The 23,252-nt window shown below is 71.0% G+C and carries 20 protein-coding genes; 5 read left to right on the top strand and 15 right to left on the bottom strand.

Annotation, left to right across the window (positions count from 1 at the left end):
* The 3 genes from J7E86_RS02530 to J7E86_RS02520 all read right to left on the bottom strand — a co-directional run.
* On the bottom strand, positions 1 to 545 hold a 545-nt coding region (locus J7E86_RS02530), incomplete at its 3' end, for a BadF/BadG/BcrA/BcrD ATPase family protein (protein WP_308312443.1).
* 74 nt (positions 546 to 619) lie between these two features.
* Positions 620 to 1,297, bottom strand: a complete 678-nt coding sequence (locus J7E86_RS02525) for a uracil-DNA glycosylase (protein ID WP_215079299.1) — start codon at positions 1,295 to 1,297, stop codon at positions 620 to 622.
* A gap of 107 nt (positions 1,298 to 1,404) precedes the next feature.
* Entirely contained in the window at positions 1,405 to 2,499 is a 1,095-nt protein-coding gene (locus tag J7E86_RS02520) for an NADH:flavin oxidoreductase/NADH oxidase (RefSeq protein ID WP_215079297.1), read from the bottom strand.
* Positions 2,500 to 2,775: 276 nt separating this feature from the next.
* On the opposite strand from J7E86_RS02520, the gene J7E86_RS02515 reads away from it, so the two are divergent.
* On the top strand, positions 2,776 to 3,144 hold the full coding sequence (locus J7E86_RS02515; RefSeq protein ID WP_215079295.1) for a helix-turn-helix transcriptional regulator: 369 nt from the start codon (positions 2,776 to 2,778) through the stop codon (positions 3,142 to 3,144).
* Between the two features lie 56 nt (positions 3,145 to 3,200).
* Here the strand turns inward: J7E86_RS02515 and J7E86_RS02510 are convergent, their stop codons facing one another.
* Both J7E86_RS02510 and J7E86_RS02505 read right to left on the bottom strand, forming a co-directional pair.
* On the bottom strand, positions 3,201 to 4,550 hold the full coding sequence (locus tag J7E86_RS02510) for an FAD-dependent oxidoreductase (RefSeq protein WP_215079294.1): 1,350 nt from the start codon (positions 4,548 to 4,550) through the stop codon (positions 3,201 to 3,203).
* 365 nt (positions 4,551 to 4,915) lie between these two features.
* Positions 4,916 to 6,277, bottom strand: coding sequence for a hypothetical protein (locus tag J7E86_RS02505; protein ID WP_215079292.1), 1,362 nt, complete (start codon positions 6,275 to 6,277; stop codon positions 4,916 to 4,918).
* A 146-nt stretch (positions 6,278 to 6,423) separates the two neighbouring features.
* Here J7E86_RS02505 and J7E86_RS02500 point away from each other — a divergent pair, with 146 nt between their 5' ends.
* Positions 6,424 to 6,915, top strand: coding sequence for a MaoC family dehydratase (locus tag J7E86_RS02500; protein ID WP_215079290.1), 492 nt, complete (start codon positions 6,424 to 6,426; stop codon positions 6,913 to 6,915).
* Between the two features lie 3 nt (positions 6,916 to 6,918).
* Here the strand turns inward: J7E86_RS02500 and J7E86_RS02495 are convergent, their stop codons facing one another.
* From J7E86_RS02495 to J7E86_RS02465, 7 genes are read right to left on the bottom strand one after another with little or no spacing between them, the layout of a single operon-like run.
* The gene (locus tag J7E86_RS02495) at positions 6,919 to 7,881 is read right to left on the bottom strand and encodes an ornithine cyclodeaminase family protein (RefSeq protein ID WP_215079288.1); all 963 of its coding nucleotides are present in this window, start codon (positions 7,879 to 7,881) and stop codon (positions 6,919 to 6,921) included.
* Positions 7,878 to 8,888 (bottom strand): 4-hydroxy-2-oxovalerate aldolase, encoded by a 1,011-nt coding sequence (dmpG, locus tag J7E86_RS02490; RefSeq protein ID WP_215079286.1) that lies wholly within the window; start codon positions 8,886 to 8,888, stop codon positions 7,878 to 7,880. Before dmpG ends, J7E86_RS02495 begins: the two co-directional genes overlap by 4 nt.
* On the bottom strand, positions 8,885 to 9,814 hold the full coding sequence (locus J7E86_RS02485) for an acetaldehyde dehydrogenase (acetylating) (protein ID WP_215079285.1): 930 nt from the start codon (positions 9,812 to 9,814) through the stop codon (positions 8,885 to 8,887). The genes dmpG and J7E86_RS02485 overlap by 4 nt, the downstream gene beginning before the upstream one ends.
* Positions 9,801 to 10,694, bottom strand: a complete 894-nt coding sequence (locus J7E86_RS02480; RefSeq protein WP_215079282.1) for a CoA ester lyase — start codon at positions 10,692 to 10,694, stop codon at positions 9,801 to 9,803. Before J7E86_RS02480 ends, J7E86_RS02485 begins: the two co-directional genes overlap by 14 nt.
* Positions 10,691 to 11,965, bottom strand: a complete 1,275-nt coding sequence (locus J7E86_RS02475; protein WP_215079280.1) for an aminotransferase class I/II-fold pyridoxal phosphate-dependent enzyme — start codon at positions 11,963 to 11,965, stop codon at positions 10,691 to 10,693. Before J7E86_RS02475 ends, J7E86_RS02480 begins: the two co-directional genes overlap by 4 nt.
* Positions 11,962 to 12,828: a cupin-like domain-containing protein gene (locus tag J7E86_RS02470; RefSeq protein ID WP_374223757.1), complete on the bottom strand. Its 867-nt coding sequence runs from the start codon at positions 12,826 to 12,828 to the stop codon at positions 11,962 to 11,964. The genes J7E86_RS02475 and J7E86_RS02470 overlap by 4 nt, the downstream gene beginning before the upstream one ends.
* 16 nt (positions 12,829 to 12,844) lie before the next feature.
* Entirely contained in the window at positions 12,845 to 14,047 is a 1,203-nt protein-coding gene (locus tag J7E86_RS02465; RefSeq protein ID WP_251018558.1) for an MFS transporter, read from the bottom strand.
* 680 nt (positions 14,048 to 14,727) lie between these two features.
* Here J7E86_RS02465 and J7E86_RS02460 point away from each other — a divergent pair.
* Positions 14,728 to 16,215: an aminopeptidase P family protein gene (locus J7E86_RS02460; protein ID WP_215079301.1), complete on the top strand. Its 1,488-nt coding sequence runs from the start codon at positions 14,728 to 14,730 to the stop codon at positions 16,213 to 16,215.
* Positions 16,216 to 16,241: 26 nt separating this feature from the next.
* Here the strand turns inward: J7E86_RS02460 and J7E86_RS02455 are convergent, their stop codons facing one another.
* The 3 genes from J7E86_RS02455 to J7E86_RS02445 all read right to left on the bottom strand — a co-directional run bounded on the left by J7E86_RS02455 (position 16,242) and on the right by J7E86_RS02445 (position 20,625).
* Positions 16,242 to 17,153, bottom strand: coding sequence for an alpha/beta hydrolase (locus J7E86_RS02455; RefSeq protein ID WP_215079277.1), 912 nt, complete (start codon positions 17,151 to 17,153; stop codon positions 16,242 to 16,244).
* A 98-nt stretch (positions 17,154 to 17,251) separates the two neighbouring features.
* Positions 17,252 to 18,529, bottom strand: a complete 1,278-nt coding sequence (locus J7E86_RS02450; RefSeq protein WP_215079275.1) for a hypothetical protein — start codon at positions 18,527 to 18,529, stop codon at positions 17,252 to 17,254.
* Positions 18,530 to 18,549: 20 nt separating this feature from the next.
* A complete protein-coding gene (locus tag J7E86_RS02445; RefSeq protein ID WP_308312442.1) occupies positions 18,550 to 20,625 on the bottom strand; it encodes a caspase family protein in 2,076 nt (691 codons plus the stop codon).
* A gap of 389 nt (positions 20,626 to 21,014) precedes the next feature.
* Between J7E86_RS02445 and J7E86_RS02440 the strand changes: the two genes are divergently transcribed.
* Both J7E86_RS02440 and J7E86_RS02435 read left to right on the top strand, forming a co-directional pair.
* The gene (locus J7E86_RS02440; RefSeq protein ID WP_215079271.1) at positions 21,015 to 21,734 is read left to right on the top strand and encodes a response regulator transcription factor; all 720 of its coding nucleotides are present in this window, start codon (positions 21,015 to 21,017) and stop codon (positions 21,732 to 21,734) included.
* A complete protein-coding gene (locus J7E86_RS02435) occupies positions 21,731 to 23,218 on the top strand; it encodes a HAMP domain-containing sensor histidine kinase (protein WP_215079269.1) in 1,488 nt (495 codons plus the stop codon). Before J7E86_RS02440 ends, J7E86_RS02435 begins: the two co-directional genes overlap by 4 nt.
* Positions 23,219 to 23,252: the final 34 nt, after the last annotated feature.

Genomic DNA, 23,252 nt, shown 5'->3' with positions numbered 1-23,252 from the left:
GCCCGGCCGTCGTGCGCGCGCATCGCCGCTTCCAGCCCGGCGCGCCCGATCCAGGCGCCGCTGCCGCAGTCCCCGAGCAGATGGCCCCAGCCGTCCGCCCGCCGCCAGCCGCCCCCGGGCGTGAGATCGGTGCCCAGCGCGATCATCCCCGTGCCGGCGGCCACCACGGCCCCGGGGCGCTGCCCGAGGGCGCCCACGTACGCGGTCACGGCGTCGGTGGCGAGGGCGAGCCGGCGCGTGCCGAGTGCCTCGCGCAGAGCGCCGGGCAGAACGGCGTGCAGGTCGGCACCGAGCGTGGCCATACCGGCGGCGCCCACGCAGACGGCCTCGCAGTGCCGCGTTCCCGCCCGCGCGAGCAGTGCGCGGGCGGCGGGCAGGATCCGGTCGAGGAGGTCACGCGCGTCGACGCCCCGCTCGCCGACGACGGCGGGGGCCGGGGAGGACCAGGTCAGGGACGGGCCGTCGCCCCGGGCGGGGGCCAGGGCGATCCGTATCCCCGAGCCGCCGGAGTCGATGCCCAGCACGAGACCGGAACCGGCGCTCACCAGGTCCGCCGCCCGTGCGGCGTGGAACGGCGTTGGGCGGTGAGGCCCATCAAAGCCCCCTCAGAGCTGTCGCTTCACGGCAGCTGCCAGTGCACCGGAGCCGCGCCCTGACGCGCCAGCAGCTCGTTCGCCCGGCTGAACGGCCGGGAGCCGAAGAAACCCCGGTCGGCGGACATGGGGGAGGGGTGGGCGGACTCCACGGACGGCACCGCGCCCAGCAGCGGCCGCAGATTGCGCGCGTCACGCCCCCACAGGATCGCCACCATCGGGCCACCGCGGTCGACCAGCGCCCGGATCGCCTGCTCGGTGACCTCCTCCCAGCCCTTGCCGCGATGCGCGGCGGGCTTGCGGGGAGCGGTGGTCAGCGCCCGGTTGAGCAGCAGCACCCCCTGCCGCGTCCACGGCGTGAGGTCGCCGTTCGACGGCCGCGGCAGCCCGAGATCCGTGTGCATCTCGCGGTATATGTTCTCCAGGCTGCCGGGCAGCGGCCGTACCTCCGGCGCGACCGAGAAGCTCAGTCCCACGGCATGGCCGGGCGTCGGATAGGGGTCCTGACCGACGATCAGCACTCTCACTTCGTCGAACGGCTGCTGGAACGCCCGCAGCACATTCGCGCCCGAGGGCAGGTAGGTCCGGCCCGCGGCGATCTCGCCGCGCAGGAAGTCGCCCATCGCGGCGATCCGCCCGGCCACCGGCTCCAACGCCTTGGCCCAGCCCGATTCGACGATCTCATTCAACGGTCGCGCAGCCACGGGGCGTCACTCTACTGGCTCAGCCCGTGTCCGTACGAACGCGGTGTCCCCGCTCGCCGGCCGTGGTCCGCCGGCGAGCGGGGTGGTGCGGGCGTGTCCGCCGTGGATCAGACGGCCCATCCGTACTGATCGGGCAGGCGCTTGTCCTCGCCCAGGTCGGCCGCGGCGCGGTGGGGCCAGTGCGGGTCGCGCAGGAGTTCCCGGCCGAGCAGGATCGCGTCCGCCTCCCCGTTGGCGAGGATCTTCTCGGCCTGCCGGGGTTCGGTGATCAGGCCCACCGCCGCGGTCGGCAGCCCGGCCTCCTCCTTCACCCGCCGGGCGAACGGCACCTGGTAGCCGGGTCCGGTCGGAATGCGCGCGCCGGGGGCCAGGCCGCCGGTGGACACGTCGAAGAGGTCCACGCCGCGGGCGGACAGCTCCCGGGCGAGGCGTACGGTCTCGTCCGCCGTCCATCCCTCGCGCTCGTCGTCGGCGTTCTCCGTCAGCCAGTCGGTCGCGGAGGTGCGGAAGAACACCGGCAGGTCGTCGGGCCACTCGGCGCGCACGGCGTCGACGACCTCCCGCGCGAAGCGCGAGCGGTTCTCGAACGAGCCCCCGTACTCGTCGGTGCGGCGGTTGCTGTGCGGGGAGAGGAACTCGTGGATGAGGTAGCCGTGCGCGCCGTGGATCTCGACGACCTCGAAGCCGGCCGCCAGGGCGCGCCGCGCGGCCGCCGCGAACTGTCCGACGATCTCCTTGATCTGTTCCACCGTCAGCTCGGTGGGCGCCGGGTCGCCGTCGGTGAAGGGGACCGGGCTGGGCGCCACCGGCTGCCAGCCCTCGTCGGCGCCCACGGGCTTGCCGCCGCGCCAGGGCCGGTCGGTCGACGCCTTGCGGCCGGCGTGCGCTATCTGGATGCCGGGCACGGTGCCGCGCGACCTGAGGAACGCGGTGACGCGGCGCAGCGCCTCTACCTGGGTGTCGTTCCAGATGCCGAGGTCCGCGGGGCTGATCCGGCCCTCGGGGCTCACCGCGGTCGCCTCGACGAGGATCAGCCCGGCACCGCCGGTCGAGCGGGCGGCGTAGTGCGCGAAGTGCCAGTCGTTCGCCACGCCGGCGTTGGGGCCGAACACCTCCGCGGAGTACTGGCACATCGGCGCCATCCAGACGCGGTTGGGGATGGTCAGTGACCGCAGGGAGAAGGGCTGGAAAAGTGCGCTCACGCTCACGGTGGGCTCCATTTCGCTACACGGCGGGTACGGCTCGTACGATAACCATCGTAGTACGCCAGATGTCAAACTACGGCGACCCTCGTACGAAGCTGGGGCTCGGCTCAAGCCCGTCCGGCGTTTGAGGACGCGCCCGCAGGGCGCCTGCCGCCGCAGACGGAGAGAACGCCCCCAGCCCCGCCGGACGGCGAGACGCGCGCCTCCTTCGAACTATGATGACCCTCGTACAATGACGTGACGACACCGCCCGAGCCCGAAGGAGCGCCAGCCGTGCCGACGCAGCGCCCGCCCCGGTCCCCGTCGACCGGCCGCTCCCTGGAGCACCCCGACCGCGGCCTCATCCGGCTCGAAGCGGTGCTGCACGCGCTGTCCGACCCCGTGCGCCTGAGCATCGTGCGCACCCTCGCCGAGGCCGAGGGGGAGCAGGCGTGTTCGGTCTTCGAGCTGCCGGTGACCAAGTCGACCACCACGCACCACTTCCGGGTGCTCCGCGAGAGCGGCGTGGTCCAGCAGATCTACCGAGGGACCGCGAAGATGAACGCCCTGCGGCGGGACGATCTCGAAGCGCTCTTCCCCGGCCTCCTCGACAGCGTCCTCACGGCCGCCGCCCGGCAGGCGGAGCGTCTCGGCGGCGCGTAGCGGTACGCGGCCGCCCCGGCCGGCACCGCGCGGAACGCCCCGCTCCTCGTCGCCGCTCAACGGCCGTCGCGCGCCGCTCCGAGCAGCCCTTCCCAGTCCGGGATCTTCACCCGCCCGCGGCCCAGCAGCCGGCCGAGCTCGGCCTCCGCCGCCTCGATGCCCAGCCACCCCGGCCATTCCACCGGATCCTGACCCGCCGCCCGCAGCGCGGCGCGCGCGTCCGTCGGCGGCCGTCGCGCCATCAGCGCGTCGGCGTCCGCGAGCAGCGACGTCACCGTCTCCTTGGCGCACGAGCGGTTGGTGCCGATCACCCCGGTCGGCCCGCGTTTGATCCACCCGGCCACGTACTCACCCGGCGACGGCACCCCCTCGCGCAGCACCCTGCCCCGGTCGTGCGGCACCGTCCCCCGCTCCGCGTCGAACGGCAGCCCCGGGATCGGCACGCCCCGGTAGCCCACCGACCGCAGGACCAACTGCGCCTCGATCTCCTCGAACCGGCCCGTCCCGGTCACCCCGCCCCTGCCGTCCGGTACGGTCCGCTCGAACCGGACGGCACGCACCGCGCCGTCACCGAGCAGCGCCACGGGACGCAGGAAGAACCGCAGATGGATCCGTCGCCCCTGGGCGGCCCGCGGCTGCCCGGACCAGCTCCGGAGCACCTCGACGTTGCGCCGGGCCGCCGCGGGCAGCCCGGAGGGATCGGCCCAGGCCGCGTCCAGCGCCGCCTCCTCCGCCCGTACGAGCGTCCCGGCACCCGGCAGCGCGCCCAGCTCCCGCAGCTCCTTCGTGGTGAACTTCGCCTGGGAAGGGCCGCGCCGGCCCGCCATGTGGATGTCCTTCACCCGGCTGTCCGCGAGCGCCGCGAGGGCCGCGTCCGGCACGTCGGTGGGCCGCAGCTCCTCGGCGCCGCGCGCCAGCACCCGGGCCACGTCGACCGCCACGTTGCCGACCCCGATGACGACCGCGGAACGCGCGCCGAGCACGAAGCCGCCCGGTGCCGCGTCCGGGTGGGCGCTGTACCACGAGACGAACTCCGTGGCCGAGAAGCTGCCGGGCAGATCCTCCCCGGGAATGCCCAGCCGGCGATCGGTCGCGGCCCCCACGCAGTAGACGACCGCGTGATAGAGCTCCAGCAGCCGCCGGGGCGGCAGCTCGCGCGGACCGTCGCCCACCGGGACGTTGCCGAGGAAGGCGACGTCCGGGTGCTCCAGGGTCACCCGCAGGTTGTCCTGCAGGGACTTGATCTTCTCGTGGTCGGGCGCGACGCCGTAGCGCACCAGGCCGTACGGGCACGGCAGCCGGTCCAGGACGTCCACCGTCACGCCGGGGACGGCCCGCTGCTCCACGAGGGACCGGGCGGTGTAGACCCCGCTCGGTCCCGATCCCACGACTGCGACGCGAAGCACGGTGGGCCCCTTCCCGCGGGAGTCGCCGAGACGTCCCGCAGAGGCCTCCAGGATGACACCGGGAGAGACGATGCGGGAGAGGCACCGGAGGGAGCCCTGGCCGATTCGGCCCGTCCGGCGGGGACGCCCGTGGCTCCTTCACCGGCCGCCGCGCCGTGCGGGGACATGCCGTAACTCCTGCGTCGACCGGCTCACAGCCCATACACTCAAGAGGTCTCCGGTCGTCGTTCCCGCCGCCGGGCAGGCGCGACTCCGGAGCGCTCGCTGATTGGGCGGCGCGGGGGACTGCCCAATCAGCGAGAGGCCCCGCACATGAGCGCGTCAGGACATCGTCCCGCGCCGCCGGAAAGCCCTCCGCCCGTGCTCTAGACGGCCACCACGCTGTTGTCCGAGCAGTGGGTTCCCATGACGCTGACGATCCCGGCCGTGCCGTCGCCGAAGAACCGGGAGAACAGGCCCGCCGGGCGGCCGCCGAACAGCAACGGTCCGAACACCGGGGCGACATCGACGTCGTGCGGCTCGTCCGCGCCGTCGGCGATCATCGCCAGCCGGCACGTGCGCGGCGCCACGAACTCCTGCACCACGCTGGTGCCCGTGCCGGCGGCCGTGATGACCGCCGCCTCCCAGTCCGCCTGGGCCGCCTCCCGGCCGATGACCACCTGTTTGCCGCTCATCCCTATGCCCGCCTTGAGCACCAGCGACTCCCGGTTGTCCACGGCGAACCGGACGAGGTCGACCTTGCGGTCGCCCCGGTTCGTCCACCGGTGGGACAGGACCCGTGTCCACGGCAGGTACCGGTCGACCAGGGCCCGCTCGGCCGCGCTCATCCACGGGCGGCCCTCCGACAGCATGCCCATGGTCAGCTTGCTCGACAGGAACGTGGAGGTCTGGGTGCCCACCAGCAGGCAGCCGTTGTCCAGCGCTGTCCGCACCGGGGCGGTGTCGATGCCGAGCTCGGCCCAGTCCGGGATGGTGAAGTCCCGCAGTCCCAGCGGGTAGCGCAGATGTGACGGGCAGTCCCAGGCCTCGTGCAGATCCTCCGGCTCGAAGAAGCGCGCGGTCAGCCCGTGGCTGTTGAAGTAGTCGGTCTGCAGATCGAAGTACCGGGTGAAGCCCCCTTGGTCGCGGGCGCTGCCCAGCAGGGCCACCCGGGGCGCGACCCCCAGCTCGTCGCACAGGTCCCGGAACATCGCGGTACGGACGGCGAACGGGTCCTGGTAGGCGAACGGAACCCGGCCCCGGTCGTCGGCGTAGAGCCCGCGCCACACCTCCAGGCGGCAGTGCGTCTCCACCGATCCGCCGAGCGCCCCGCTGACGTTGAACTCCAGGAACTGCGGTCCGTCCGGCCCGATGACGATGTCCGGGCGGGTCACACAGTCCGCGTACCGCTCCTCGGTGAACTGGTCGGCCACGAACAGCTGGTGCTCGCTCAGAGGCATCATGTACGCCGCCAGCCTCCCCTCCGTGGTCGGCGCGCTCTCCAGCGCGGTGCGGCGCACCAGGTCCAGCAGCGCCGCGGTCACGCGGAACAACTCCGCGTAGGACGCGCGCGGCAGCGCGATCGGCGCCGCGGGCAGCAGCGGCTGGTGCGGCCAGCCGGTCTCCCGGATCCCGGTGGTCAGCATCTCCCTGATCGTGTGCGCGGGAGCCGCGGGTGCCATCCGGTACCCGCCGAACCACGGGTGTCCCGACGTCCCTTGAATGCCGACGTCCTGGAGCAGGCTCATCCTCTTCCTCTCTCACTGCGTTCGTCCGAAAAACGCCGACCGGCCGTGGCCTAGTCTTGGCGCGGGGGCGATGTCACCTCAAGCGTCGCCCCCCTGGTGGAACCCCGCCGGTCCGTCCGAAGCACCCCACACGGGAGAACGACGCCATGACGCTGCGCCACGTCCGGGACAACGAGTACGTCGAGGAACACGGCGGGGACTACGAGGACTTCGAGCCCGGCATGGTCATCCGGCACTGGCCGGGCCGGACCATCTCCGAGACCGACAACACCTGGCTGACCCTGCTGACCATGAACCAGCACCCGCTGCACTTCGACCGCCACTACGGGGAGGGCGCCGAGTACGGGCAGGTGCTGGTCAACAGCGGGATAACCCTCTGCCTGGTCGGCGGCATGACCGTCCAGGCACTGTCCGCACGGGCGGTGGCCAATCTCGGCTGGGACAAGGTCCGCCTGAAGGACCCGGTGTTCGTCGGCGACACGCTCTACGCGACGAGCCGGATCCTCGGCAAGCGGCTGTCGAAGTCCCGGCCGGGTCAGGGGATCGTCACGGTGGAGACGACCGGCACGAAGTCGACCGGGGAGACCGTCATCGTGTTCGAGCGGTCCTTCATGGTCCGCTGCCGCGAGGCCGGCTGACTCTCACCCCCCGGCCGCCGCGGCCTCGTGGAGCGCCGCCGCGGCGGCCGTGTCCTCGATGGCCATGCCCACGCTCCGGAACACCGAGGTGCGGCCGTCCGCCGTGATCCCCCCGTTCACCAGGGCGCCCAGGTCGTGCAGTTCGTCCTCGCCGATCAGCCCGCCGGCGAGTGCGGCCCGCACCTCGCCCGCCTCCTCCAGCGCGGTGGCCCGCTCCTCCACGACGACGAACGCGCCCGCCAGGAGCGCCGGGTCGACCTCGATCGCCTCCTCGTGGGTCCCCCCGATCACGTTGACGTGCGCCCCGGGGGCCACCCAGCCGGCCGCCACCAGGGGAGTCCGGTCGCCGGTCGAGGTCGTCGTGCAGATGACCGAGGCGTCGGTGACGGCGGCCTCCGCCGTGTCGCACACCGTGACGCGGACCGGGCGGCCCGCGCCGTCGCGGGCCCACTCCGCGAACGCCTCCGTACGGGCCCGGGTACGGGAGTACACCCGGACCGAGCGGATCGGGCGCACGGCGGCCACGGCCCGTAGCAGCGCGCGGGCCTGCACCCCGGCGCCGATGAGGGCCAGGTCGTCGGCGTCCTCGGGTGCGCACAGGCGGGTTGCCAGGCCCGCGACCGCGCCGGTGCGGACGGCGGTCAGCTCGGCGCCCTCCAGCAGCGCCGTGACCCGCCCGGTCTCCAGGTCGGTCAGCACGACCACGCCGTGGATCAGCGGCAGACCGCGCTCCGGGTTGTCCGGGGTGAGCGTGGTGACCTTGACACTGCCCACCCCGCGCCGCTCCCAGACCGCCGTCCCGGCCAGCAGCTCCCGCTGCCGCCCGTGCTGGACGACCGTCCGGGGCGGCGACCACGTCCGGCCCGCCGCCAGGTCGCCGAACACGTCGGCCAGCGCGTCGATCACGCGCACCAGCCGGTCCTCGCCGGCCATGTCCTCGGCGCCGATCGTCACCGGCCCGGTCACGCGGCGGCCTCCCGGGCGCTCAGCTCGGCCACGACGTCGACGATCAGGTCCTCCTGACCGGCGATGGCCTGCCGTCTGCCGAGCTCGAAGAACACGTCGCGCGGGTCGACCCCGGCCCGCCCGGACAGGTCGAGCACCTGGTGCTTGAAGCCGGAGAACACCCCGGCCAGGCCGCTGACGATGCTCAGCGATCCGGTGACCGGCGGGGCGGGCATGAGCTCCCGCTCGGCGAGCTCGGCGGCGTCGAGCAGCCCGTACAGGTCGATGCCGGTCGTGAACCCGGAGCGCTCCAGCACCGGCACCAGCACCTCCAGCTGGGTGTTGCCCGCACCGGCGCCGAAGCCGCGTGCGCAGCCGTCGATGATCCGGGCCCCGGCCGCGGCGGCGGCCACCGAGTTCGCGACGGCCATGCCGAGGTTGTTGTGCCCGTGGAAGATCACCGGTACGTCGACGGCCCCGGCGATCGCGCCGATCCGCTCGGTGACGTCCTGCGGCAGGAAGTGGCCGGCGGAGTCCATGATTCCCACGGCCCGTGCCCCGTACCCGACGACGAGCGCGGCCTGCTCGGCCAGTTCCTCGGGGGACGCCATGTGGCTCATCATCAGCACGCAGTGCGCGTCCGCGCCCGCCTCGCGCAGGAACGCGAGGTGGCGCTCGGCCAGCGAGGTCTCGGTGCAGTGCACGCCGATGCGGATGACGTCGGCGCCGTGCGCGATCGCCTTCCGCAGGTCGTCGGAGGTGCCCCAGCCCGGCAGCATGAACACGCCCATCCTGCTGTGCCGCAGGGCTTCCCGCACGGTCGACAGCATCAGGTCGTCGCTGACGGCGGCCCGTCCCACCTGGAGGGAGGAGGCGCCGAGGCCGTTGCCGTGGCCCACCTCCACCACCGGGATCCCGGCCGCGTCGGCCGCCTCCGCGTATCCGCGCAGCGCGGCGGCACCGAGCTGGTGCCGCACCGCGTGCTGGCCGTCCCGCAGCGTGGGATCGTGGATCGTCACGGCAGTCATGGGCGCACCCCCGTCCGGGCGGCCGGGCCGAGGCGGGCCGCCTGTTGCTCGGCGACCATGATGGCGGCCGAGTTGATGATGTCCAGGTTTCCGGCGTACCGGGGCAGCACGTCGCTGTGCGCGGTGACCTCCAGGGAGACGACGACCCGGTCGCCGGTCACCGTGCAGGCGACGACCTCGTAGCCGGGAGCGAACTCCCGTACGCGTTCGGCCGCTTCGCCGACCACCGCGCGTACCGCTTCGGTGGTCGCCCCGGGGGCGATCGCGTGGACGGCCGTCCGGAAGGTCGCCGGGGGCACGGCCGGGCTGATGTTGAGGATCGCCTTGGTGTCGCGCACGCCGGAGAACGTGGTGAGGGCGTGCTCGGTCGTCGCGACGTACTCGTCGAGGTTGAGCCGGGTCGCCCGGCCCGCGATGCTGCTGGCCACGGTGGAGACGACCTCGATGTACCGCACGTCGAACCGCCCCGCGAGGGCGTGCGCGATCGGGCTCGACGCCTGCCCGCCGCAGCTGATCAGGCTGACGTTGCGCTCGGCCGGCGTGCGGGTCCCGGTCACGGTCGGCACGACCATCCGCCCGATCCGGCTGGGCGTCAGGTCGATCAGCAGGGTGTCCAGCGGCTGGAGCAGCCGCCAGTGCTCGGCGTGCGCCATCGCGTTGGTGGCGTCGAAGACCACGTCGAACGGGCGCGGGGCGGCGAGGATCGCGTCGATCCCGCCCGCGGTGACCGGACAGCCGAGCCGGGCGGCGTGCCGCAGGCCCGCGGACTCCGGGTTGCGCCCGGCCACCAGCGCGCACTCCAGTACGGGGGACCGGTGGATCTTGCTGACCAGGTCCTGGCCGATGGCGCCGGTGCCGATCACGGCGACGCCGAGGGGCCGGACGGTGGCCGGCCCGGCCTCGGGCATGTGCTCAGTGACGGTCATGGTCCGCCTTCTCGTCGTCGCCGCCGTGCCGGCCGAAACGGCCGGCCCAGGCGTCCCCGAGCGCCACCGTCGCGCGGGCCATCCGTGCGAACGGCGGGCCGACCATGTTCCCGTCCAGGACCGCGATCCCGCCGTCCGCCGCCCGCACCGCCTCGGTGACCCGCCGGGCCAGCCGCAGGCCGTCCGGGCCGGGGCGCAGGGCCCGGTTGATCGTGTCCAGCTCGCCCGGGTGCACGGTCGCCTTGCCGTGGAAGCCCAGCTCGCGCGCCCGGTCGATCTCCTCCGCCAGCACGGCGGGCTCGGCCAGCCGGAAGTTGGCGGTGTCGATACAGGCCGTGCCGTACCGGGCGCAGGCCATCGCCATCGCCTGCCGGGCCGCCAGCATGCCCGCCCAGGTGATCTCGACGCCCAGGGTGGCGGCCAGGTCCGCCGAGCCGAGGACCAGCCCGTCGGCGGCCGCCGCGATCGCGTCGATGCCGGTGACGGCCTCCACGGTCTCCACGGTCACGTAGATCTCCGGGTGGGCGCCGGCGGAGGCGAGCGTGTCGCGCATCAGCGTCACCTCGACCGCGGACTTCACCATCGTCATCACGACGAGGCCCGGCCGGACCGGGGCTTCGGCGAGCATCAGCAGGTCGTGCACCGCCTCCAGGGTGCCGAGCTGGTTGACGCGCACGGCGACGTTGGCCGGTTCCGGCGACTTCTCCAGCGCCGCACCGCACACCACCCGCGCCGCGGCCTTCTCCGCCGGCGGGACGGCGTCCTCCAGATCGATCAGGTGGACGTCCGCGTCGTAGGACCAGGACTTCTCCAGCCGGTCCAGCGACAGCGCGGGTGTGTACAGGATGCTCCGGGGGATCGCCCGGGCTCTGCCCGTCATCCGGTCACCTCCTCCGGCAGGGCGGCCGCCTGCTCGGCGCCCACCTCGACGAGCACCGCGCACAGCTCGCGGATCTGCCGCTCGGTCTGCCCGGCGCGCATCATGACGCGCAGCCCCGCCGTGCCGCGCGCGACGATCGGGAAGAACACCGGCGAGACGTAGAAACCGGCCTCGAACACCCGGCGGCCCGCCTCGATCACGGTCGAGTCGCTCATCGGCACGAGCCGGATCGGGAAGCTGCTGCCGGCCTGATCGGTCCGGACCAGCGAGTCGAAGAGCGCGATGTTGCCGTAGAGCCGGTTCTGCAGTGTGGTCAGTTCGGCGGTCCGGTGGATCTCCGCCGAGGCGAGTCCGGCCCCGACCGCGGGGGTGTTCAGCAACTGCGAGTAGTTCAGGGCGCCGCCGAAGCGCTCGATGACGCGCAGCGTTTCCTTGGCGTACCCGTCGAGCACGATCGCCGCGCCGCTGGTGCCGAACGCCTTGTTCAGGGTCATCACCACGATGGTGCGCTCGTCCAGCACCGGGCTGTGCGAGCGGACGTAACCGACGCCCCGTTCCCCGTACGCCGACAGCGAGTGGGAGTCGTCGTAATAGACCAGCAGGCCGTACTTGTCCTGCAACTCGGCGAGTTCCTTGACCGGCGCGTACCCGCCCAGGCTGTCACTGCCGTCGCAGACGTAGGCGACCCGCGCGTACTTCTTGCAGGCGTCCTCGATGAAGTCGAGGTCGTGATGGCGGGAGGTGACGACCTCGGTCTCGTCGGCGCAGACGGGTTTGACATTGGCCATCGAGACATGGGCGTTCTTGTCGAAAATCATCAAAGGCCGGGTGCCGTTGCCCAGATGGCCGGAGGCGATCAGCGGGAGCAGTCCGAAGGTCGCGGTGCTGGCGGCGATGGAACAGACGACATGGGCGCCGAACAGCTCACCCAGGGACGTCTCCAGCTCCAGCATGGCGGGAATCTGCACACGGCTGCGGGCGATGCAGTGGTCCAGTACGCCATAACGGCGGAGTGCGTCGATGCCGCCCTCGACGACCTTGGGGTGGGAGTCGAGATCCAGGTACGAGCAGCAGCTGAAGTTGACGAATTCATGACCCGCGTCGATGAATTCATGACTCGCGTCGGTCCGCAGGACACCGTCGCCGTAGTCGGCCACGATACCGGCCAGCCCGTTGCGCTCGGACATGTCCCAGAACTCGTTCCCGATCCCGATCAACTTGTCGTTGTTGCGGTACCGGTGGGTGGGAGTGATGGTCTTGCGCTCGGTCATGACGCTGCCTTCGTCGGCTCGTAGTTGTAGACGCCCTTGAGCTTCCGGTAGGCGGCCGTGTAGAGCGCCACGCCGAGAACGTACGGCCTGCGGAGGATCTTCGGATCGCGCAGCCAGAAGTTCATGTTGATGTTCATCTCGTCCAGCGACTCGGCCTGGTGCCACCAGCCGAGCGGAAGGTAGAGCATCTGTCCCGGTTCCAGGATCAGTTCCCGGCGCTGGGCCAGCTTGGACGCGAGCTTCGGGTAGCGCCGCCGGTCCACGTCGTCGAAGTCGAAGACCCGCGACTTGTCACCGAACCCCTGCTTCAGCGACCTCGGGTAGTACTCCCGGAATCCCGGGGGCGCCAGGACGAAGCGCTTGCGGCCCTCCAGGGCGATGTTGAAGTTCTCCAGCTCGTCGAAGTGGCTCTGGGTGAAGACACCGCGATGGCTGATCCACAGATTGGCCGCGTTCATCGGGTGCCGGTAGTCGAACAGTCTCTCGGCGTCGAAGCCGAGGACGGCGTTGACATCGGCCGGGCTGTTGCGGAAGTTCGACACGATGCGGTTCCAGGTGCCGGGGTCGTTCTGGAACCGGTCGTCCTCGAAGAACTCGCGGAGCCGGATTTCCTTGGTGGTCCACCGCTCCGCGTTCTGCTTGTTGCTCGGCTCGGTGAACAGCGTCACCATCATGTCGCCGAGGCGCTCGGCCACGCCCTTCCTGCCGAGGCCCTCGGTGCCCTTCGGCAGTGTGATCACCACCGGGACGTCGGCCCTGATGAGGGCCCGCGGCCCGAAGGCCATGAACTCGTCGAACGCGAGGCGGGGAACCGGCAGGCCCCCAGGGCCGCCTCGCTCGGATATGGAATGCGCAGTGCTCACAATCCGGACCTCATTGTCATTGTTCGAGTGCAACCCTTTCGGAAGCCGGTTCCGTGACCGGCTTCCCCCTCCGCAACGCCGGCTGTCCCGCGAGACTCAGTACGAGGGCGACGGCCCCACCGCCGACCGCCGCCCACGCCGCCTGCGCGGAACTGCCCGCGTCGGCCAACTGCCCTCCCGCGGCCGTACCCGAGGCGATGCCCAGGGCCCCGGCGCTGGTGAGCCATGAGAACGCCTCCGAGAGCGAGCCCTTCGGGGCCAGTGACTCCAGCAGCGTGCTGCCCGCTATCAGAGCCGGTGAGATCGCGATGCCCGCGACGACGGCGAGGAAGGCCATCACCAGGGTGGAGTTCGCGAAGACCAGAGGGAGTGCGCCGAGCGTCAGCACGCAGGTGGTGACCGAGAGCAGCTGTGCCTGGGAGAGGCGCCAGTTCACCGCACCGTAGATCACTCCGGCGACCATGCTGCCCACCGCTATCAGCGAGATCAACACGCCGGCGACCCCCGGCGTCGACTGCTCCCGGGCGAAGGCGATCATCGTCACGTCGACCGCGCCGAACTGGAACCCCATCCCGGCGTAGGCGATCGTCAGCACCCAGACCCCGGGCACCGTGATCGCCCGCTCGGGTGCCTGGCCCGGCGTCGGCTCGTGCGCCGGCTCGGACCGGCGGTGCAGCGCGACGGCGACGGAGCCGAGGCAGGTCATCGACACACAGACGACCAGGCCCGCGGCCGGGTGCACCGCGGACGCCAACACGGTGACCAGCAGCGGCCCGAGGAGAAAGATCGTGTCGTCCAGCATGGACTCCATGGCGTAGGCCGTCCGCAGCGCTCCCTGGTCGACCATCACCGCCCACCGTGCACGCATGAACGAGGTGAACGAGACCGAGGTGCACCCGGTGGCCATCGCCGTGACGACCAGCAGCCACAGCGGGGCCTCCAGCACGATCGACACCAGCAGCAGCGTCATCCCCACCGCGTGCGCCAGGCACGCGGTGAGCAACACCCGCCGCTGGCTGAGCCGGTCGGCCAGCCGCCCGAGCACCGGACTGGCCACCCCCTGCGAGACCAGCATGGCCGCCGCCACCGTCCCGGCGTCCGCCAGTGACCCGGTGACCGCGGAGATCATCATCAGGCAGGCGATGGACCGCATGGCGATCGGGAACCGGCCGATCATCCCCCAGAACGCCAGCGCTCCGGCGCCGGGCTCTCGCAGCAATCGAAAATAGGAACCGAGTCCGGAATTCGACCCCGTTGTACCCTGGGACACGACGCTCCTGTCTGTGTAACACGTCAAGCCGTCAAGTCGCCGTGCCGCTTGACCGACAGGGGTGCCGGAGCGGTCGAGCGAACGTCGGTCACCATCATGCGGAGGGTGGGCCGATCACCCAACACGTTTGCGGACCGGTATCGAGAAGTCCGGTACCGCGCTGTGACGTGACGGTTCCCACCCCGCACATCCCACGGCTCCTTGACGGCGACCGTTCCTTCGCTGTGGGCACACAGCGTGAACCACGTGCCGCTTGCGGTCCAGAGGTCTGTGTGACTGTGAAGGCGAACCTAGTTGCGGTGATTTAGTCAGCCCAGCGACAGATGGCGTAAACAGCGCGCTGGATGTCAGACAAACGTATGGTGCGGGGTCGCGCGGGCTCTGGTAGTGAGGTAGTTGACGCCGTGGACGGACTCCGCGCCGACTCCTCTCTCGTTCACATGAGTGCCCGTCAGGCACTGATGCCCCCTGCGCACCACAGCAGTTGCCGCGGACCCTCATGAGCGCACCGGGCCACCGCGGCGCATTTCCCGGCTGCGATCTTGCCCGGGCCGCCCCGCCCCTACGATGGCTGCCGGCCGCATGCGAAACAGGAGGCAGGCGTGACCGATTCGATTCAGGAGGCAGTCGTGACCGAGCGGACGTCCGAGAGCCAGGAGCTCCAGGCCCCGGAGACCACCGAGGGCGAGCAGGCGGAGACCATAAAGCAGCGGAAGAACGGCCTGGACCGGGGGGTGAGCGACGAGCTCGCCGAGAACATGAAGCAGGGCTGGGCCGACACCGAGCGGCACGACCTGGAGCCCCTCCCGCAGGCCGCGCACACCGCCCGCCGCCGTGCCGAGCTCTCCGCCCGCTTCACCGGCGAGCGTCTGGTGATCCCCGCCGGTAATCTCAAAGTCCGTGCCAACGACACGGATTACCCCTTCCGGCCCTCCTCCGACTACGTCTACCTGACCGGCGACCAGACCGAGGACGGTGTGCTGGTCCTGGAGCCCGACGAGGACGGCGGCCACCTGGCCACCGCGTACCTGCTGCCCCGATCCGACCGCGAGAACGGTGAGTTCTGGCTCTCCGGCCATGGCGAGCTCTGGGACGGCCGGCGCAACAGCCTCACCGAGAACGAAAGACTCCTCGGCCTGCCCTGCAAGGACATCCGCAAACTGACCGACGAGCTGTCGGAAGCCACCGGTCCGGTCCGCGTGCTGCGCGGTTACGACGCCGGTGTCGAGGCCGCCCTGCACGACAAGGTGACCGCCGAGCGGGACGAGGAGTTCCGCGTCCTCCTGTCCGAAATGCGCCGGATCAAGGACGACTTCGAGATCGCCGACCTGCGCTTCGCCTGCGAGGCCACCGCCCGCGGCTTCGAGGACGTCGTCCGCTCCCTCGACAAGGCGGAGGCCACGTCGGAGCGCTGGATCGAGGGGACGTTCTTCCTGCGCGCCCGCGTCGAGGGCAACACCGTCGGCTACAGCACGATCGCCGCAGCCGGCCCGCACGCCACCACCATTCACTGGGTGCGCAACGACGGAGCCGTGCGCTCCGGAGAGCTGCTGCTGCTCGACGCCGGCGTGGAGACCCGCAACCTCTACACCGCCGACGTCACCCGCACGGTGCCGGTCAGCGGCCGCTTCACCCCGCTCCAGCGCAAGATCTACGACGCCGTGTACGAGGCCCAGACGGCCGGCATCGCCGCCGTCAAGCCCGGTGCCGCCTACCGCGACTTCCACGACGCCGCGCAGCGGGTGCTCGCCGAGCACCTGGTCGCCTGGGGTCTGTTCGGCGACCAGTCGCTGGAGCGGGTCTGGAACCTCGGCCTGCACCGCCGCTGGACCATGCACGGCACCGGCCACATGCTCGGCCTCGACGTCCACGACTGCGCCGCGGCCCGCACCGAACTGTACGTCGACGGCACCCTGGAGCCCGGCATCGTGCTCACCGTCGAGCCGGGCCTGTACTTCCAGGCGGACGATCTGACCGTGCCCGAGGAGTACCGGGGCATCGGCGTACGGATCGAGGACGACATCCTCGTCACGGAGGACGGCAACGAGAACCTCTCGGTCGCCCTGCCGCGGCAGGCGGACGAGATCGAGGCATGGATGGCCGGCCTCCGGGCCTGACACGGTCACCGCGTCGACGGGATGCGTCAGCGAGCGTGGTCGGCGAGGGTCAGGAGCAGGTGGGCGGACTCCGGGTGGAAGAAGTCGGAGTGTGCCCCTTCGACTCGCAGGCCGGACTCGCGGTAGATCTCGGTCGCGTCGACATTCAGGATCCTGGCGGGCGGGTCCGGGAATGCGTACGGGACGGAAGGGACGTGCAGTGGCATCGTGTGCAGATGCTCCGACGGGTCGGTGGCGCCGTGATGGCCGATGCCGTTCTTTCCGTTCTCCGTCTGGCGGTGCCACAGGCCCAGCGCCCGGTCCCGGGGCGAGAAGGTGAGGGCGATGGGGGCGTTGAGCACATTGTCGCTCAGCAGTCCGGAGAAGGGCGGGTGGGCGAAAGCGTCCGAGGGGGCGGCCATCTGGAACACGGTCAGGCTGTCCACGGTCCACGGGTAGGTTTCGCTGGACCACGGCCAGGAAAGCGTGTCGGGCCCTTCGGCCGGGCGGGAGCTCGCTTCCATGATGGCGTGGGAGAGGAACCGCCCGCCGAAGGAATGGCCCACACAATGCAGGTATTGACCACCGGCGCTGCGCATCACGTCGGGGCCGGGAGCGGGGAACTCGCGGTGGTCGTTGAAATAGCCGAGGAGGCAGGCGAGCACGTGGGCGGCCTGGCCGTCGTGGGACATGGCCGCGGCCCTCTCGCGGACGGCGCGGTAGCCCGCCGTGGTCGGCGGGCTCTTGGCGGGCCAGCGCACACAGAGGTACCTGGGCCGGAATTCGGCAATCCGTGGATAGTGGTCGGGCCGGCCGCGCTGGAGGTCCTCCACCATGCGGAACAGCCGCATCGCGGCGTCTTCGGCTTTTTCCGGTGTCGTGCGCCACCCGTGTACGTAGAGGAAGATGTCCGTGGTGTCCTCGTCCAGCGCGAGATGTTCCTCCAGAACGTCCTTCACGGCGTCACGGGGAACCGGCTCGCCATCCGCGGGGTGACAGAGATCGCCTCGGGGATTAAGATCCAGGGTGTCGATCACAGGCACGATGGGTTTCCTTCTCACCGGGGTCTGGCGACCAGTTGGTTGTCGATTCCCCGTAAGAGGGTGAACGTCAGTCCCAGAGGAGTCGCCTGAGTGTCGAAGAGCTCTCGGGTCAGTGCTTGCGCGACGGACGCGGCTCTTCTGCCGGGCCGGAAGAACTCCTCGAAGAACCGGCAGGTGTAGTGGCTCGCGAACGTCTTCGGGACCTCGATCTGCGGACCGATGAGACATCCGACGCCGAGGTTGAACAGGGCTTTCCCCAGGCCCTCGTGGAGGAGCAGGGTCGTGCGCGCGCCCTCGCACACCATCATGTAGCAGAGCGGGTTGGGGAGGCGTTCCCCGCGCTGGGTGCCCCAGTACTCCAGGTCGGAGGTGCGAATGGGCTCGTCGTCCGTGAGGACGACCTGCGCCTGCCGGCTGCCGCGGGCATCGTGGCGCACCGCGCTGCCGTGGGCGCCGAAGAGCATGATCTGCTCCTGTACGAGCGGGTCGCACAACGCCTCGGCGACCTGCTCCTTGAGCGAACGCTCCTGCACCTTCGAGTGCGCCTGCAGGATGTCGCGTACGCGGTCGAGCGGTCCGTCCGCCCCGGCGGCGCCCTTGATCCGCAGGTCGAAGTGCAGCCCCGACCGGACTTCACCCATGTCGGCTCCGATGAGGTACTCGTAGCCTTCCACGAATTTGAGAGTGTGCTCGATGAGGTGGCTGTATCCGAGGAATCCCCGGCGCTCCCAGGCCGCGCCCGTTCGGTAGAGGTGCGTCGTCGGATCGGGAGGCAGGTACAGCATGCCCCACGGCACGAAGAGGTCGTCCGAGGTGACGGTGATCGTCTGAGGGCCTTGGCGCAGCGCCCCACGGAGCTCGTTGCCTATTCGGGTCAGCCCCGGGTCACCGCCGGAGAAGATGAACTCGAACAGGGCGTGTCCCGCCCGCGCCAGTTCGAGGCCGATCGGCTTCAGCATGTCCCGGGCTTTCTCCTCGCCGAACGTATCGGCGGGTAAGCCGTCGTAGCAGTACGAGCGGGCTTGCGGGTGCTGCTTGTGCCTGACCACCCGCTTCAGCCAGCAACGCAGCATGGTGTCGACCGCGGATGCGATCTCCGCGGGATCACGCCGCAGAATTCCGCGCAGCTCACCATTGCCGTCGAAGGGGAGGGCATCCCCATGGGCGTGGACGTCGAAGGCGCGAGGGTCGTTGCTCTGCCGGTGGAAGGACAGGAACATGGTGCGCGGGGCCGGGTCGTGGGTGCACCGGCGGTTGAGGGTACGCAGGGAATCGTATGCGTCTGCCGACACGATATAGGGATGCTCTTGCGTCATCGTGAGAGTTCCAGGTCCTCCGTGTCGCGGGCCGGCAGGACGGCTTTCAGCTCCTGGAGCAGAGCCCCGTCGGCACGCCGGAGAACGTCGATGGACAACTCCACCGGCTCGTCCGACCGCGGAGTCACCGTGAAGTCCTGAGGCGGCGTTCCGCGCTCATCCGTGAGGGGCAGGTGCACGAGGGACGGATACACCGTCGCCGACGTCGCGCGGATCCGCACAGTGATGTCCAGGGGATGTTCCTCGGTCGCGTCGCTCGATGGCCGGGGCACCCGCGGGGCGTGGTCCAGGGGGACGTAGTCGAAGGTGAGGACGACGTCGGAACCGGCCCGAACGGGGAGCGCGTCGTCCGCGAGCCGCAGTCGGGCCCGGTGACCGCGGTGGGCCGGGGCGGTCTCCTCCGCCGGAGCGGCGACCGCGGGGATGGGCCGGGCCGCGTGCCGGCCGGGTTTCTCAGGAGCACGGGCCGGGGGCTGGATCATCTCCACCGGTGGCTGGCACGCCCAGTTCAGCGGGAAGTGCGCGTCATCGGTCACCACGGAGGGTGCCATGCCGAGGAGACCGCCCCATGCGGCGAGAGGCCCGGCGCGGTCGACGGTGTGGACCTGTGCACCGGGGAAGTCGAAGCGCCACGACGGTGGGAAAGGAGGTGTGGCCACGAGGTCGCCGGGCGCCGAGGGGTCGGGTAACGGGAGGTCGGGGCGCGTCAGGGCCGACCTGGTCGGGATGCCGTCGTACCAGGGCAAAGGGGGAGGAGTGAGCGCCGAGGACCCGAACATCGTGGGGGACCGGACCACCGAGTCGCCCCACGAGACGACCACCTGACTGAAGCCGGCCCTTCGCTGCCAGGGAGGGAAGCCCCGGTCGTGGCCGCTGCCGCCCGAGGGCCGCTCCGCGGCATCGTCGGTGCAGACGTCGACCAGCAGCATGACGCGATCGGCTGTCGAGGACCGGAGCTCCTTGACCAGCTCACTGGTGGCTATGCGGGCATCCGGGGCCAGCGTGAGCTGTATGTCCAGCCCGTCGGGCCCGGAGTCGACCACCCCGAGCGCTGAGACGTAGACCAGCAGCATGTTGCTGCTGCGGCCTGCGAGATTCCTGATGCTGTTGCGTACGGTCCCCAGCGAAGGCACGCCTGCCAGGAGACTGGTGCTCCGCGAGGTGAAACCACAGCCGCCGTGCAGCAGGGCCGCGTGGAACGTCCGTGCGTCGTCTGCGGGGCGGACCTGTGCGAAGGCGCTGTTCGCGGGACCGGACGGAGCGGGGGAGCCGCCCACGGCCAGTGCGTACCGCTGTGTGTCCTGAGATGGATGGGCCGGGAGAGCGGCGGGCGCCGGGCGCGGGGTGTGTGGCCCACCGGAGGTGATCGGTGTGGTGTAGCCGGCGGCATTGCGCAGGCACGCCCGGTAGTAGCCGTTGCGGCTCAGGCGGTTGCCCAACAGCCGGTGGACGGACGCCAGACTCAGGCCGTTCGTCGCTGTCCGGGCTCCGGTGCGCAGGACCGTGGCCAGCTGGCCGGTGAATACGGAAGGTGTGCGGGTGTTCGCGGCGAAGGCCGTCGGTGTGGTGCTCACCGACGAGAGCACGGCGATTCCCCGACGGGCCAGCCGGCTGAGCCCGCGTCGCAACCGGTCGGGGAACTCACTCCTGTGTGCCGATCGGGGAAAGGAGAAGCAGGCGTCCAGGATCAGCAGGCGATCGGCAGGGCCGCGGGGCGACATCATTTTCTCGGCGACGGAATGGGCCGAGAGCCATGTCGCCAGAGTCCGCGCGTCCGAGTCGGGGGTGGCGAGGTACAGCTGACCGTCCGCGGTGACTGTGGCGTGGCCGGACCAGTACACGACCAACGGATCCTCGCTGAGGGCCGCCTGGGCGACCTTGCCCATCATCGACCGCCCCGGACCAGGGGTGACCACCTCGCAGTCGCCGGGAGCCACGGCGTCCACCGCCGGGTCCGTGAGCGCTGCGCGCAGTTCACCGACGTTGTGCCGGATCCCGTTGGGAAGCGACAGCCTCGGGTCTTCGTATGACGCGATTCCGATTAATAGGGCATGCCTTCTTTTCGTGATCACGCGCCCCCCTACCGTCCGAGAAGCCCAGGCTAGCGCTCAGGCGAAGCGGAATGTGAAAATCGCTTAAATTCATGCTCGCTTACTCCCCCCTTGCGATCGGACGGTGAACGGGTGGCCGCCAAAACGATTTGTCATTCGAACGGGACGTCGGTCGGCGAAGTTCGTTTCGCCTCTGTGGGTTTCGCTGGAGAACTCCGGCCCCGTAGGGCGCAGTGACGACTTGTGCCACCCGGAGGAAATGACGGCAGGTCAACGGACGCGTCCCGGGGGCCGGGCTTTTGACCCGGCCTGCTGTCGAGGGGGAAGGTGGCCGCTGCCGCCCGGACCTCTGTGCCGGCGGTAGCGCATGATGGCGACTCTCGGTGCAGGTGTGGTGCGGAGGCGGGAAAATGGGTGCAGGGGCCAGCCATGGGCGGGTCTTGCTGGTGGACGACGACTCCGCGATCCGGCGTTCGCTGGGGCGCGGATTGCGGCTGAACGGATTCACCGTCGATCTGGCGGACGGGGGCCGCAGTGCGCTGGCCAAGGTGGCGGAGGCGGCACCGCATGTCGTGGTCCTGGACATCTCGATGCCCGACCTCGACGGCATCGCGGTGTGCCGGCGCTTGCGAGCGGACGGCAATGACATACCGGTGCTGATGCTCTCCGCACTCGACGAGGTGGCCGACCGGGTGGCCGGCCTGCAGGCCGGTGGGGACGACTACCTCGTCAAGCCCTTCGCCCTCGACGAGCTGGTGCTGCGCCTGCACGCGCTGCTGCGCCGCAGGCCGCCGAGCGCCACGGACACCGTACGGGTCGGAGGCCTGGTCCTGGATGCGGCCGCGCGCACCGTGAGCCTCGACGGCCGGCCGGTGCAGCTGACCCGGCGCGAGTTCGAGTTGCTGGACGTTCTCGCGCGCAACGCCGACCTTGTCCTGACCCGTGACCAGCTGCTGGACCGGGTGTGGGGCTACGACCTTCAGGTCCGGACCGACGCGGTGGACACCTTCGTCAGCTATCTGCGCCGCAAGCTGGAAGCGGACGGACGGCTCAGGATCCTGCACACGGTGCGCGGCGTCGGCTTCGTCCTGCGGGACGACGACGGAAGCGGGCAGGGGTGCCGCACATGAGATTGTCCACCCGGATCGCGATCGCGGTGGGAGCTGTGGTGCCGCTGCTGGTGGCAGCCTCGGGCTGGGTGCTGGTGAGCCTGGTCACCAAGGACCTGCACGCCCAGGCCGACCAGCGGCTCACCGAGCGCGCCCACAGCGTGGCAGGGGCGGCTCGCGGTCTGCTCCGCGCGAGTTCCCAGGACCGCCCGCGCGCCGAGCAAGCCCGCCAGCGCGAGCTCCTCACGTCGGCCCTGGACGTCGGCATCCGCCTGACCGGCCCGGACGGCACCGTCATGGACGGACCCCAACCCGACCCCTCGGTACGTCTGCCGGCCGAGACCAGGCACCCGGTCACGGTCCGGTCCCACGGAAAGGCGTGGCGTGCCTTGAAGGTCCCGGTGAACGGCAGCCGCCCAGGGGTGCAAGGGACGCTGTGGCTGTTCTCCCCGGACACCGCGAACCAGGCGCAGATCCAGCTCGTGCGCCGCCGCGTGATCACCGTCTCGCTGCTCGCCGCACCCCTGTCCGCGGGCCTGGCCTGGGCGCTGGCCGCCCGGGCGACCCGGCCACTGCGCCGACTGCAGCAGCACACCAGCGGCCTCGACCCCCGCACCTCCGCCGCCCGACTGGAGCACACGCCCACTCGGATCACGGAGGTCGACGACCTCGCCCACACGTTGCAAACCTTCCTCCTTCGCTATGACGAGCAAGCCGGCCGCACCATCGAGGCCTTGGCCACAGCCCGCTCCTTCGCCGCCGCCGCATCCCACGAGCTGCGCACCCCGCTGATGAGCATGCAGACCAACCTCGACATCCTCGACTCCTTCCAGGACCTCGATCCCGAGGATCGTGTGGAGACCGTGGACGACCTGCGGTGCGGCCACGCCCGTGTGCTGGCGTTGCTGGTGATGCTGCGGGCGCTTGCCCAAGGAGATCTGGTCGAGGCGGACGCGTTCGAGCACGTCGACCTGTCCGACCTCACGGATGCCTCCGTGACGGACCTGCGCCGCGTACATCCTGAGGCCGACGTGACGCTCGAGTGTGCCTCGGGCCTGACGGTGCACGGATGGAGGCCGGGGTTGCGGTCGCTGTTGGACAACCTCCTCGTCAACGCCCTGGCACACGGCATGTCGGCTGACGGCCGGGCCCGTATCGCGGTGACGCTGGGGGCGGCGGGTGACGGTGACGCCCCGGCGGTGGTCCTCAGCGTGGATGATCAGGGTCCCGGAGTGCCGCCGGAGGACCGGCAGAGGATCTTCAAACGGTTCCACCGGCGCTCCGGCAGCCCCGGCTCGGGTCTGGGCCTCACCCTCGTCGCCCAGCAGGCCGACCTGCATCGGGCCCACTTGCGTGTCCTGGACGGCCCCGGTGGCCGGGGGGCGCGCTTCGAGATCACTTTTCCCTCCGCGCGTCAGAGCCGGCCGGGGGTGGCGGCGCCGCACCGGGACTGGCTCTCGGAGACCGCCGGGCGGCGACAGGAATCCCACAAAGAAGGCGCCTAGCTTCCTCCTCGGCGCGGCCCGGCAATGCCCGCGC

The sequence above is a fragment of the Streptomyces sp. ISL-11 genome (assembly GCF_018614525.1).
GTDB lineage: Bacteria > Actinomycetota > Actinomycetes > Streptomycetales > Streptomycetaceae > Streptomyces.
The sequence above is the reverse complement of the archived record's forward strand: the minus strand, read 5'-3'. Positions and strand labels throughout refer to the sequence as shown.